This is a genomic window from Nocardiopsis sp. TSRI0078 (genome assembly GCF_001905145.1).
Taxonomy (GTDB): domain Bacteria; phylum Actinomycetota; class Actinomycetes; order Streptosporangiales; family Streptosporangiaceae; genus Nocardiopsis.
The window spans coordinates 504084-517842 of record NZ_LWLB01000012.1 but is presented as its reverse complement, the minus strand read 5'-3'; the positions used below and the strand labels follow the sequence as shown (position 1 = coordinate 517842).

The following is a 13759-nucleotide window of genomic DNA, read 5'->3' as shown; positions in this document are numbered from 1 at the left end:
GCAAGAAGATGTCGAGCAAGATCGTCATCGCCGGCGGCTTCGGTGCCGGCAAGACGACCTTGGTGAGCTCGGTGTCGGAGATTCCCCCTGTCACGACCGAGGCGATCATGACCGAGGCCAGCATCGGCCATGACGACACCTCGATCACACCCGACAAGACGACCACCACCGTCGCGATGGACTTCGGTCGCATCACCATCGACGACGAGCTGGTCATGTACATGTTCGGCACACCGGGCCAGGCGCGCTTCTGGTTCATGTGGGACGATCTGGTCCGCGGCGCCGTGGGCGCCGTCGTGGTGGTCGACTGCCGAAGGCTCGCGGACTCCTTCGACGCCGTCGACTACTTCGAGACGAACAAGCGCATCCCCTACATCGTGGCGCTCAACAAGTTCGAGGGCCACCTCGACTACACCTCCGAGCAGGTCCGCGAGGCACTGGAGGTCAGCCCGGAGGTACCGATCATCGACTTCGACGCACGGAACCGGTTGTCCGGGGGAGAGGTGCTCAAGACGCTGCTCAGGTACGCGTTGGAGCACAACCGCACCAGCGCGCCCGTCGCCTGACGGCCGGGGAGCCCAGCCCTCTCCACTGCCCCGCAGATTCCCCAGGAAAGTTAGCGACAATGCGCAAGATCCTTATCGTCGGCGCGGGCCACGCCGGCCTACACCTGGCTCACGGGCTCCTGACCCATGGCTACGACGTCACGGTGATCACGGGGCAGTCCTCGATGGAGATCCGTACGGGTAAGCCGTCGGTCTCGCAGTTCACCTTCCCCACCGCCCTGGAGCACGAGCGCGAGTTCGATCTCGACTTCTGGAGCGCGCTGGCTCCGCAGATCCGGGAGCAGAAGCTCTTCGTCTACACCGCGGACGGGGGTGTGAGCTTCCTGAAGGGTAGTTCGCACCCGGGCAACGGCTACTCGGTCTCGGTCGACCGGCGGGTGAAGATGGCCGACTGGCTGGAGTTCTTCGAGGACCGGGGCGGCAAGGTCGTCATCCACGGAGTCACGGTCACCGACCTCGACTACTTCTCCCGCATGTTCGAGCTCATCATCGTCGCGGTGGGCCATGGCGAGCTGGGGCAGCTCTTCGACAACGACACCAGCCGCTTCAGCGGGGCCCGGCCCAGGTCGCTGGCCCAGGCGCACATCTACGACGTGTGGCCCGACCCCGACGGAGACGAGAACATCAGCTGGGCGGCCACGGCCCAGACCGCGGGCAACCTGATGCTCATGCCGATGCTGGGCCAGGACGGCCCCTGCCACAACCTCCTGCTCGTGGACCGAAAAGGCGGGCCGATGGACGCCTGGCCGGACCGTCCGAGGCCCGAGGAGCAGCTGCGGCGGATGAAGGACCTGCTCAGGAAGCACGCACCCCACGCCTTCGAACGCATCAAGGACGCCACCCTCATCGACGGCAGGAGCACGCTGGTCGAGGAGCTCACGCCGCAGGTCCGCAACCCCGTGGGCAAGCTGCCCAGCGGGGGTCGGGTCCTGGGCATGGCCGACGTGGTCGTCACGATGGACCCCTACACCGGAGAGACGTGGAACAACTCGACCCGGTGTGCCCAGGCCTACCTGGAATCGATCATCGAGCACGGCGACCAGCCCTTCGACGAGGACTTCCTCGTCGCGGCCTTCGACCGGTTCTGGGAATTCGGTCAGGACAACCAGCGGTGGGCGGAGTTCGTCTCCACGCTGTGGGACCAGGACCTTCCTCCCCACGTGGGCGCGGTGATGGGGGCGGCCGCCCAGTACTCGGAGATCGCCGACCGGTGGGTCCAGGCGTGGGACGACCCCTCCGATTTCAAGAACTGGCTGTTTGACCCGCAGGTCGCTCTGCGCTACGTCGAGGAGGTCAAGGCGAGACACGGCGACTGAGGTCGTGTGCGAGCCTCACGGCCAAGACCCGGTGCCCCTGGGGCGCCGGGTCCTTTGTGTTCCACGCCACTGTTCCGTTCACATTAATCCCACATGCGGCTGTCCTAATTGCATGACCGAAAATGACGAGTTTATTGTCAGTGCTTGTGAGCTACCGTTACGCTCTTTCAGGTTGATGCCCGTTAGTCCCCATTCGTTCGTTGTGAGTGAGGTAAGTCATTTCTTGCCCCCGCGGCGAGCGTCCCTGGACCCGGGGATCGGCTGTCACATCGAAAAACCGCCCCTGGCGTGGCCAGGCAATACCGAGACGTGTGCACCTGCACGAGCAACCGAGGAGTTCGGCTGCAAGGACCCGGACAGTCCGAAGCCCCCGGATGAGCAGGGCAGTCGCGAGTGAAAGGCAGCGATCGTGAGCGGCAGTTCAGTAGGAGCCCCGGACCATGGCCCCTGGGAGCCCGTCGCCGTCGTCGGACTCTCCTGTCGACTCCCCGGAGCACGCACCCCCGAAGCCTTCTGGCGCTTGCTGTGCGAGGGCCGTGAGGCCATCTCCCCGCCGCCGGCCCGCCTGGGAGAGCACTCCGCGGAACGGGACGGCCTCTGGGGGGGCTATCTCGACAACGCCGAGGACTTCGACGCCGCCTTCTTCGGGATCTCCCCGCGCGAGGCACTGGCCATGGACCCCCAGCAGCGCCTGATGCTCGAACTGAGCTGGGAGGCGGTGGAGAGCTCCCGCACGGCGCCCGGCACGCTGCGCGGTCTGCGCGTGGGCGTGTTCACCGGTGCCATCGGTTCCGACTACGCGCTCCTGTACGACCGGGGCGGGCCCGGTTCGACCACCCATCACACGCTCGCGGGCACACACCGGAGCATGATCGCCAACCGGGTCTCCCACGCCCTGGGGCTGGTCGGGCCCAGCATGACCGTCGACGCCGGACAGTCCTCCTCGCTGGTCGGCGTCCAGTTGGCGGTGGAGAGTCTGCGCCGGGGAGACTCGGACATCGCGCTGGCGGGCGGGGTCAACCTCATCCTGGTCCCCGAGAGCACGGAGAACGTCGCGAAGTTCGGCGGTCTCTCCCCGGACGCGCGCTGCTACACCTTCGACTCCCGTGCCAACGGCTACGTCCGGGGGGAGGGCGGCGCCGTCGTCGTCCTCAAACCGCTCGGCCGGGCCCTGGCCGACGGCGACCGGGTCCACGCGGTGATCCACGGCGGCGCCGTGAACAACTCCGGGGCGGGCGAGTTCCTCACCCGTCCCACCGTGGACGGTCAGGAGGCCGTGGTCCGTGCCGCCTACGCCGACGCGGGAAAGGACCCCGGTCAGGTCGCCTACGTGGAACTGCACGGTACCGGTACCCCGACGGGCGACCCCGTGGAGGCCGCGGCGCTGGGCGGCGTCTTCGGCCCGGGCCGCGACGAGCCGCTGCGCGTGGGCTCGGCCAAGACCAACATCGGGCACCTGGAGGGAGCGGCGGGCATCGTCGGCCTGGTCAAGACGGTGCTCAGCCTGGACCACCAGCAGATTCCGCCCAGTCGCAACTTCGACGAACCCGGCCCCGGCATCGACCTCGACGGGCTGGGGCTGTCGGTACAGACCCGGCGCGAGCCCTGGCCGACGCATACTCCGCTGGCGGGGGTGTCCTCCTTCGGCATGGGCGGCACCAACTGCCACCTGGTCCTGGGCCCGGCACCCGTACCCGACCGCGCCACCCCCGAGACGGTGACCAAGCGCTCCCTCGACCCGGTGCCCTGGGTGCTGTCCGCCCGTACTCCGGAGGCGCTGCGAGCCCAGGCCTCCGCGCTGCACGCCTACGTGTCCTCGCGCCCCGGCGTGAGGGCGCACGACGTGGGACTGTCCCTGGTCACCACACGCGACGTCATGGAGCACCGTGCGGTGGTCTTCGCCCCCGGCGACGACAGCGCGCGCGAACTGGATTCGGTCCACCTGGAGGGCGGCACCGACACCGGGCCCGGCACCGGCGGACCCGGCCCCGTCCTGGTCTTTCCCGGACAGGGCGGCCAGTGGGTCGGAATGGGGCGTGACCTGCTCAACGGCGAGGGCCTGCTCGCCGAGGCCTTCTCCGCTCGGCTGCGCGAGTGCGAGCGGGCACTGGACCCCTACACGGACTGGTCGGTGGCGGCCGTGCTGCGCGGTGATCCGCAGGCGCCCACGCTGACCGGTGAGGGCACCCGGGTGGACGTCGTGCAGCCGGTGCTGTGGGCGGTCATGGTCTCCCTGGCGAGCGTGTGGGAGGTACTGGGCGTGCGGCCCTCGGCGGTCGTCGGGCACTCGCAGGGAGAGCTGGCGGCGGCCTGCGTGGCCGGGGCACTGACCCTGGAGGAGGCCGCCCGCGTCATAGCGCTGCGCAGCCGGGCGCTGACCGCACTGGCGGGCAGCGGCGGTATGGCCTCACTGGGAATCGCGGCCGGGGAGGCCGAGGAACTCGCGGCCGACATCCCCGACCTGCACGTGGCCGCCGTCAACGGTCCCGAGGCCGTGGTGGTCTCCGGCGGTCCCCGGGCGGTACGTGAGGCCGTGGAGCGCTGTGTGGACCGGGGCGTGCACGGGGCCCTGGTGGACGTGGACTACGCCTCGCACTCGGCGCACGTGGAGCGCATCCGCGACCTCGTCGTCGAGTCCCTGGGGCAGGTGGACTGGCAGGAACCCCGGATCCCGTTCTACTCCACCCTCACCGGTACGCGGCTGGACGGGAACGGGCCGGCCCTGGACGCCGGGTACTGGTACACGGCGCTGCGCAGCCCGGTCCTCTTCGCTCCCGCCGTCGACGCGCTCATCGCCGACGGACGGCGTGTCTTCATCGAGGTGGGCCCGCACCCGGTGCTCTCCTACGGGGTGCGGCGCTCGCTGGAGGCGGCGGGTGTGTCCGGACACGCGCTCAAGACCCTGCGACGCGGGGAGGGCGATCAGGCCCAGCTGCTCACGGCGGCGGCCCAGGCCTTCGCCGTCGGCGTGGACGTCAACTGGTCCGTGCTCTTCGAGGGCACGGGGGCGCGCCGCACCGACCTGCCGACCTACCAGTTCCAGCGCGAGCGCTACTGGCCCGACTTCCTGGTGGGACGCCGTGCGGTCGCGGCCGGGGCCGAGGTTCCGGTGCGGGCGCCCGGGGAGACGGAGGCCCCCGACACCGACGAGCGCAGGACGTCGGTCCGGGAACTGGTGTACGAGCGCACCGCGCGTGTCCTGGACCGCACGGCACTGGACCCCGGCGACGAGGACCGTGCTCTGCGCGACCTGGGCTTCGACTCCATCATGATGCTCGAACTGCGCGACCAGCTGAGGAAGGCGACAGGGGTCCATCTGGAGGGCACGGTCCTGTTCGAGGTGCCCACCCCCGCAGGTGTGGCCGCCTACCTGGCCTCGGAGCTGGGCCGGGACGAGATCACGGCCCGGGCGCCCTCCCGGCCCGCATCCACCAGGCGGCCCGCCGCCGTGGCGGCACCGGCGCGCTCCGCCGTCGAGGACGACCCTGTCGCCATCACCGCCATGGCCTGCCGGCTGCCCGGTGGTGCCTCATCGCCCGAACAGCTGTGGCGCCTGGTCGAGGAGGGCGTGGACGCCACGGGCGACCTGCCCGAGAACCGGTTCTGGGACCTGGACGCGCTCTACGACCCCCGGCCTGGCACTCCGGGGCGCACCTACACGCGCAGGGGCGGCTTTCTGTACGACGCCGACCTCTTCGACGCCGAGTTCTTCGGGATCTCCCCGCGTGAGGCCGACGCCATGGACCCCCAGCAGCGGCTGCTGCTGGAGACGTCCTGGGAGGCGGTCCGGCGCGCCGGGCTGTCCGTCGAGGACCTGCGCGACGAGAGCGTGGGAGTCTTCGTCGGGGCCATGCCCAGCGACTACGGCCCACGTCTGGCCGATCCGGTGCACGGCGACGACGGCGGCTACCGGCTCACCGGCTCCACACTCAGCGTGGCCTCGGGCCGCATCGCCTACGTACTGGGACTGAGCGGTCCGGCCCTGACCATCGACACCGCCTGCTCCTCCTCGCTGGTGGCCCTCCTCCAGGCGGCGGAGGCGATCCGCCGGGGCGAGTGCGCCATGGCGCTGGCCGGGGGCGCGACCGTCATGGCCTCGCCCGGCATGCTGCTGGAGTTCGCCGCCCAGCGCGGCCTGTCCCCCGACGGGCGCTGCAAGGCCTTCGGGGAGGGCGCCGACGGCACCGCCTGGGCGGAGGGTGCCGGAATCCTGCTCCTGGAGCGCGCCTCCCAGGCCCGGCGGGCCGGGCGCCCGGTCCTGGCCCTGGTCCGGGGCGGTGCGGTCAACTCCGACGGGGCCAGCAACGGCCTCACCGCGCCCAACCCGCAGGCACAGAAGCGGTTGATCGAGAGGGCCCTGGCCGACGCCGGACTGGGCCCGGACGAGATCGACGCGGTGGAGGCGCACGGAACCGGTACGCGCCTGGGCGACCCGATCGAGGCCAAGGCGCTCATCGACGTCTACGGAAGGGGGCGGGGGGAGGGCGATGAGCCCCTGCGCCTGGGTTCGCTCAAGTCCAACATCGGCCACGCCCAGGCCGCGGCCGGCGTGGCCGGGGTGATCAAGACCGTGCAGGCCCTGCGCCACGGTCGCCTGCCCCGGACCCTGCACGCCGACACCCCCACCTCACAGGTGGACTGGGAGGGCGCGGGCGTGCGCCTGCTCACCGAGGGCGAGCCCTGGCCCGACACCGGCCGTCCGCGGCGGGCCGCGGTGTCCTCCTTCGGTATCAGCGGGACCAACGCCCACCTGGTGCTGGAGGGCGTGGTCGACGAGGGCGCCCCCGTCAACATGGTCGATCCGCCCTTCAACCGCCGCAGGCACTGGGTGGAGCCGGTCACGGCCGGGAGCGCGGCCCGCGCCACGGCGCTGCTGGACGAGCAGGGACTCGACCTGGTCGACGGCAGCACGGTCTTCAGCGGCCGGATCCGCGGCACCGACCATCCGTGGGTACTCGATCACGGACTGTTGGGGAGGGCCGTGGTGCCCGGGACGGCGCTGCTCGAACTGGTGCTGCACGCCGGGACGCGCACGGGTGTCGGGACCGTGGCCGACCTGGCCCTGGAGCGGCCCCTGGTGGTGGCGCGGGGCGCCGAGACCTCCCTGCAGGTGAGCGTCGCCGCTCCCGACGCGAGCGGGCGCCGGGCGGTGGGCGTGCACTCACGCGGTCCGGACGCGGGGGAGTGGATCCGGCATGCCTCCGGTGTGCTGGAGCCCGACACGGGCCAGGACACCACCGCTGCGGGCGAGGCCTGGCCGCCGCCGGAGGCCGTCACGGTGTCCTTCGACCCCGACTCGGACTACGCGCGGTTGGCGCGGCGCGGCTATTCCTACGGACCGACCTTCCGGGGCCTGCGCTCGGTGTGGCGGCACGGAGACGACACCCTGCTGGCCACGGTCGCCCTGCCCGAGGGCGCCGGTCCGGGCGCCTTTCAGGGGCCGCACCCGGCACTGCTGGACGCCGCTTTGCACGCCGTCCTGCTGTTCGGCGCCCAAGACGGCGACACGCCCCTGGTTCCGTTCGCCTGGAGCGGGGTGCGGGTGCCCGTACGCGACGCCCCGCCGCCCGCCGAGCTGCGGGTGACCCTGGAACCGCTGGGTGCCGACCGCCACCGCCTCACCGCCTCCGACGAGCACGGGCGCCTGGTGGTCTCCGCGGACGAGCTGGTCCTGCGGGCCGTCGACGTCGAGTCCCTCCCGCACTCACCCGACGGGGAGCCCGGGCTCTACCGGGTGTGCTGGGAGACCGTGGACACCCCGGCCCCGGCCGCGGAGGTCCCCCAAGACCTGGCCTCGCTGGACTCGCTCGGCCCCGACGATCCCGTCCCCGACACCGTCTACGCCGAACTGCCCCCGCGTGCGGTCTACGCCGATCACGAACCGGTCCCCTCAGCGGTGTACGGGGGCCTGCACGCGGTCCTGGACACGGTGCACACGTGGTTGTCCGAGGAGCGGTTCGCACATGCGCGCCTGGTCCTGGTGACGTGGCGGTCCATGGCGACCTCGTCCGAGGACCGGCTCGGCGGCCCGGCCGCCTCGCCGGTGTGGGGCCTGTTGCGATCGGCCCAGCGCGAGCACCCAGACCGGTTCGTACTGGTGGACTCCGACGGAACGGAGGACTCCCACCGGATACTGCCCGCGGCCGTGGAGCTGGACGAACCCCAACTGGCGCTGCGCTCGGGCCGTGTCCTGGTGCCCCGCCTGGTTCCGGCGCACGGCGAGGACGCCCCCGTGCCGCCCGCCCCCGCCTGGAGGCTGGACGCCCGCGGGGACGGGGGGCCGGTGCTGTCAGCCGCTCCGGCGGCCTCCTCCCCGCTGGGCGCGCACGAGGTGCGGATCGCCGTGCGGGCCGCGGGGCCGGCCCCCAAGGACACGGCGGGCCCGTCCGCCTCCGCGGATCCGGACGGGCGCGCCGCGGGGACCGGTGAGGGGGACGCGGACTCGCGAAAGCCCGTCGCCGGACACCTGGGCGTGCAGGGTGCGGGCATCGTCCTGGAGACGGGCGCCGAGGTGGACGACCTGGCCCCCGGAGACCGCGTCACCGGCCTGTTCGACGACGCCTTCGGGACGATGGCCGTCGCCGACCGGCGCAGAATCACCCGCATGCCCGACGGGTGGAGCTTCGAGGAGGCCGCCGTGGTCCCCTTCGATGCCTTGACGGCCTACCACGCCCTGGTCGACCTGGCCGCGGTACGGCCCGGCGAGAGCGTCCTGGTACACGCGGCCGCCCACGGGGCGGGGCCGACGGCGGTCCAGCTCGCCCGCCACATGGGCGCCCGGGTGCTCGCCACCGCAGACCCGGACCAGTGGCCGGACCTGGTCCGGCTGGGAGTCGCCGAGGAGTCCCTGTTCTCGATACGGGACCGGGGGTTCGCCACCGCCCTGCGTGAGGCCAACGGCGGCAGGGGGGTGGACGCGGTCCTCGACCCCCTCGTCGGAACCGATCGGGAAACCCTTCTGGACCTGCTCGTCTCACCCTCTGAGAGCGGTGGCGCGGGCGGACGCTACGTGGAGATGACCGGGACCGGCTCGTGCGAGGAAGCGGGCGACCCCGCGGCCGGCCACCCCGGGCGCGGCTACGAGTCCTTCCGGCTGCTCGACCTGGATCCCGAGCGTATCGGCCAGATGCTCGCCCGGGTGATGGAGCTGTCGGTGTCCGGCACGCTCAGCCCGCCGCCGCTGGACGTCCACGACCTCCGTGAGGCGGGGCGGGCGCCGGCCGCCCCCCGCGCGGACGCGGCCACCGTCCTGACCGTTCCCGCTCCCTTCCCGCAGGACGGAACCGTCCTGATCACCGGGGGCACCGGAACCCTGGGCCACCAACTGGCCCGCCACCTGGTCACCGGTTACGGGGTGCGCCACCTGGCCCTGCTCAGCCGCAGCGGCGCCGCCGCCCGGGGCCAGGACGAGCGCACCGCCGAGCTGCGGCGGCTGGGCGCGACCGTGGAGGTCCACGCCTGCGACGCCGCTGACCGCGATGCCCTGTCACGGCTGCTCGGCTCGCTCGATCGGCCCCTGCGCGCCGTCGTCCACACCGCCGGGGTGCTCGACGACGCCACCGTGCTGTCCCTGGACACCGAGCGGTTGGACGAGGTCCTGCGGCCCAAGGTGGACGGCGCGTGGAACCTGCACGAGCTGACCGCCGACCTGGACCTGGGCGCGTTCGTCCTGTTCTCCTCGGTCACCGGAACCCTGGGCAGCCCCGGGCAGGCCAACTACGCCGCGGCCAACGCCTACTGCGACGTGCTGGCCCGCCTGCGCCACGAACGCGGACTGCCCGCCCTGTCCCTGGCCTGGGGCCTGTGGGGCGAGGCCTCCGGTATGACCTCGCACCTGGACGGGGGCGACCTGGGCGCACTGGGCCGCGCCGGGCTGCTGCCGATGCCCGCCGACCGTGCACTGGCCGCGTTCGACACCGCCCTCTACCTGGGGGAGGAGGCCTTGGTCCCCGCTCTGCTCAACCTGGAGGAGGCCTCCGCGCTGCCGATCCTTCGCGGGCTCGCGGAAGGGGGCGCCGCCGGCGGCCCGCGGGGAGCGGGCGAGGACACGGAGCCGCCGCTGTCGGTCCGTCGCCTGTCCGAGCTGACACCGGTCGAGCGCGAGCGCCTGCTCCTGAGCGAGGTGCGCGAGAGCACCGCGCTCGTGCTGTCCCGGGACGGTACGGGATCGGGAGTTCCCGTCGACCGGCCCTTCCGCGAGCTGGGGATGGACTCTCTGACCGGGGTCGAGCTGCGCAACCGCCTGGGCGCCGCCTGCGGCCTGCGCCTGCCCGCGACCGCGGTGTTCGACCACCCGACCCCACGTGCCTTGGCCCGGCTCCTGGAGGACCTGCTGTTCCCGCCGTCGGCCTCCGCTCCGGAGCATGCGGGGCCCACGGCGGGAACCGGGGCCCCCGCGTCCGCCGAGGACACCCTCAGCGACATTGATGACATGGACGTGGAGGACCTTCTGAACGTGGCCCTGAGCCAGGAGGAATCCGTGTCCGATGGTGAACAGGAGACGGCTGATGGCTACCGCTAATTCCCAGGACCCCCAGAACGCCAAACTCGTCGCGGCCCTGCGCTCCGCGCTCAAGGAGAACGAGCGCCTGCGCGGCCGCAACCGGGAACTGGACCACAGGTCCGACCCCGTCGCCATCGTGGGGATGGGGTGCAGGCTGCCCGGAGGAGCGGACTCCCCGGAAGCGCTGTGGAACCTGGTGATGGAGGGGACCGACGCCGTCGGCCCCTTCCCCGAGGACCGGGGCTGGGACCTGGACACCGTCCTCGGCGGTTCCGACCCCTTGTCCGCCATGTCCCAGGGCGGCTTCCTGGAGGGCGCCGCCGACTTCGACGCCGTGTTCTTCGGGATCTCCCCGAAGGAGGCCGCCGCCATGGACCCCCAGCAGCGGCTGCTGCTGGAGGTCACCTGGGAGGCCCTCGAACGCGCGGGGATCGACCCCTCGGCCCTGGCGGGGACGTCCACCGGCGTCTACGTGGGGCTGATGCCCACCGAGTACGGTCCCCGTCTGTCCGAGGCGCCCGAGGAGGGGCACCTGCTGACCGGGACCATGCCCAGTGTGGCCTCCGGCCGTATCGCCTACACCCTGGGGCTCTCGGGCCCTGCCCTGACCGTCGACACCGCCTGCTCCTCCTCTCTGGTCGCCCTGCACCTGGCGGTGCGCGCCCTGCGCGAACGGGAGTGCTCCCTGGCGCTGGTCGGTGGCGCCACCGTCATGGGGACCCCCGGCGTGCTCGCCGAGTTCACCCGCAAACAGGGGCTGTCCTCCGACGGCCGCTGCCGCGCCTTCGGAGCGGGCGCCGACGGCACGGGGTTCTCCGAGGGCGCGGGCGCCCTGGTCCTGGAGCGCCTGTCCGACGCACGCCGCAAGGGGCACCGGGTGCTCGCCGTGGTCCGGGGCAGCGCGGTCAACCAGGACGGCGCCTCCAACGGACTCACCGCGCCCAACGGCCCGTCCCAGGTCAGGGTGATCCGGTCCGCGCTGCACGACGCCGGGATCTCCCCGGACGGAGTCGACGCGGTGGAGGCGCACGGCACCGGTACCAGCCTGGGCGACCCCATCGAGGCCCAGGCGCTCATCGAGGCCTACGGCAGCGCGCGCAAACACCCGCTGCTGCTGGGTTCGCTCAAGTCCAACATCGGCCACACCCAGGCCGCCGCCGGGGTGGCCGGGATCATCAAGGCGGTGCAGTCCCTGGAACACGGGACCGTCGCGCCCACCCTGCACGCGGACCGGCCCTCCCCGCACGTGGAGTGGGACGACGACGCCGTCCGCGTCGTCTCCAGGGCCACCGCCCTGCCCGCTGCGGAGCGCCCCGGCCGGATGGCGGTGTCCTCCTTCGGGATCAGCGGAACCAACGCCCACGTCGTCCTTGAGGCACCGTCGACCGGAACGGTCGGGCACACCGAGCCTCCGGAGGGGGACGAGGCGGTTCCCGCGCCGAGTCCCCGGACACTGCCGTTCGTGGTCTCCGCGCGCGGCGATGCGGCCCTGCGGAGCCAGGCCGCCCGCCTGCGCGAGCACCTGTCACCCGGTGGACCCGCGGCCGGCGCCTCCGAGGACCGCCGCGTCCTGACCGCCGCGGCCCGGTCCCTGGCCACCACCCGGACCCGCCTGGAGGACCGTGCCGTCGTGCTGGCCTCGGACGCCGACGGCCTCACCCTCGCTCTGGGCGCTCTGGCCGAGGGGCGGTCCGACCCCGCCCTGGTGCGCGGGCGCGCGGAACCGGGCGGCTCCGTCGCGTTCGTCTTCTCCGGCCAGGGCTCCCAGCGCCCGGGCATGGGTCGCGACCTGTACGAGACCCACCCGGTCTTCGCCCGCGCCCTCGACGAGGTGACCGGCGTGCTCGACCGTCACCTGCCGCACCCGCTGCGTTCGGTGATGTGGGCGGAGGAGGGCACCGACCAGGCGGCTCTGCTCGACCAGACCCTCTACACCCAGGCCGGGGTGTTCGCGGTCGAGGTGGCCGTGGTGCGGCTGCTCGAGTCCCTGGGGGTGGTGCCCGACCACCTCATCGGCCACTCCGTTGGCGAACTGGCCGCCGCGCACGTGGCGGGCGTGTTCACGCTGGAGGACGCCGCGGCCCTGGTCGCCGCGCGGGGTGCGCTCATGCAGGACCTGCCCGAAGGGGGAGCGATGGTCGCGGTGCAGGCCTCCGAGGAGGAGGCGCGCCAAGCGGTCGCCGACTCCGGTGGCCGGGCCTCGCTCGCGGCGGTCAACGCACCCGACGGCGTCGTGCTGTCCGGGGACGAGGAGACCGTGACCGGGCTGGCCGCACGCTTCGCCCGGCGGGGGCGCCGCACCAAGCGCCTGGCGGTCTCCCGGGCCTTCCACTCCCCGCTCATGGACCCCATGCTCGACGCCTTCGCCGAGGCGGCCGGGCGGGTCTCCTACCACCGGCCCACCAGAGCCCTGGTGTCCAACCTGACCGGTACCCGCGCCGGGGAGGAGATTCGTGAGCCCGGCTACTGGGTGCGGCACGCGCGCGAGGCGGTCCGCTTCGCGGACGGCGTCGCCCACCTGCGCCAGGTCGGGGTCACCGAGTTCGTGGAGGTCGGGCCCGGCGGCGTGCTCAGCTCCATGATCGACACCTGCCTGGCCGGTGACCGCGGAGCGGAAGCCACCGCCCTGCTCGGCGGCGGCCGCGCCGAGTCCCACGAGTTCGCCGCGGGGCTGGCCGCCCTGCACGTCCGGGGCACGCACGTGGCCTGGGAGGCTTACCTGCCTCCCTCGGAGACGATCGCGCTGCCCACCTACGCCTTCCAGCGAGAGCGCTACTGGATGAGCCCCCCGGCCGGGGACGGGCGCCGCGTCGTGGTCGAGACCGGAGCCGTGGCGGCGGCGGACGCACCACCCGCCGCCTCCGTCTCACGCGCCGACCTGGCCGCGCTGGAGGACCGCGAGCGCGCCGAGGTCCTGCTGGACCTGGTGCGCGGGGAGGCCGCCGTCCTGCTCGGCCACGCCTCGCTCCGTGACGTACCCGCCGACCAGGGCTTCCTGGAGATGGGCCTGGACTCGCTCGGCGCGGTCCGCCTGGGTACCCGGCTCAGTGGAGCGACCGGCCTGGAGGTATCGGCCACGACCGTGTTCGACCACCCCGACCCGCGGACCCTGGCCGCCCACCTGAGCGTGGAACTGGCCCCCGGGAATCCCGGACCGGAGGCGGGAGCGGCCGACGACGAGCGTGTCCGCGCCACGCTGGCCCGGATCCCCGTCGACCGGCTCCGTGAGGCCGGACTGCTGGAGGCCCTGCTCGCTCTGGACACGGCCGAGGCGGCCGACACCGGTCCCGGCGAAGCCTCCACCGCCGAAGACGTGGACGCCATGGGCGTCGACGACCTCATGCGCATGGTGTACGGCCGAGACTAGAGCGATC

Annotated in this window: 4 protein-coding genes; all 4 read left to right on the top strand. The window is 72.8% G+C overall.

Going from position 1 to position 13759, the window contains the following annotated elements:
• The first annotated feature begins 8 nt into the window (after positions 1-8).
• The 4 genes from A6A08_RS12470 to A6A08_RS12455 all read left to right on the top strand — a co-directional run bounded on the left by A6A08_RS12470 (position 9) and on the right by A6A08_RS12455 (position 13752).
• Positions 9-566 (top strand): ATP/GTP-binding protein, encoded by a 558-nt coding sequence (locus A6A08_RS12470; RefSeq protein WP_073702710.1) that lies wholly within the window; start codon positions 9-11, stop codon positions 564-566.
• Between the two features lie 59 nt (positions 567-625).
• Positions 626-1882, top strand: coding sequence for a styrene monooxygenase/indole monooxygenase family protein (locus A6A08_RS12465; protein WP_073702709.1), 1257 nt, complete (start codon positions 626-628; stop codon positions 1880-1882).
• Positions 1883-2291: 409 nt separating this feature from the next.
• Positions 2292-10403, top strand: a complete 8112-nt coding sequence (locus A6A08_RS12460) for a type I polyketide synthase (RefSeq protein WP_073702708.1) — start codon at positions 2292-2294, stop codon at positions 10401-10403.
• Positions 10390-13752: a type I polyketide synthase gene (locus A6A08_RS12455; RefSeq protein ID WP_073702707.1), complete on the top strand. Its 3363-nt coding sequence runs from the start codon at positions 10390-10392 to the stop codon at positions 13750-13752. Before A6A08_RS12460 ends, A6A08_RS12455 begins: the two co-directional genes overlap by 14 nt.
• The last annotated feature ends 7 nt before the right edge of the window (positions 13753-13759 follow it).

Excerpts from the sequence above, each read along its gene's own strand:
- A6A08_RS12470 (WP_073702710.1), top strand. The coding sequence starts at position 9 with ATGTCGAGCAAGATCGTCATCGCCGGCGGCTTCGGTGCCGGCAAGACG.
- A6A08_RS12465 (WP_073702709.1), top strand. The coding sequence starts at position 626 with ATGCGCAAGATCCTTATCGTCGGCGCGGGCCACGCCGGCCTACACCTG.
- A6A08_RS12455 (WP_073702707.1), top strand. The coding sequence starts at position 10,390 with ATGGCTACCGCTAATTCCCAGGACCCCCAGAACGCCAAACTCGTCGCG.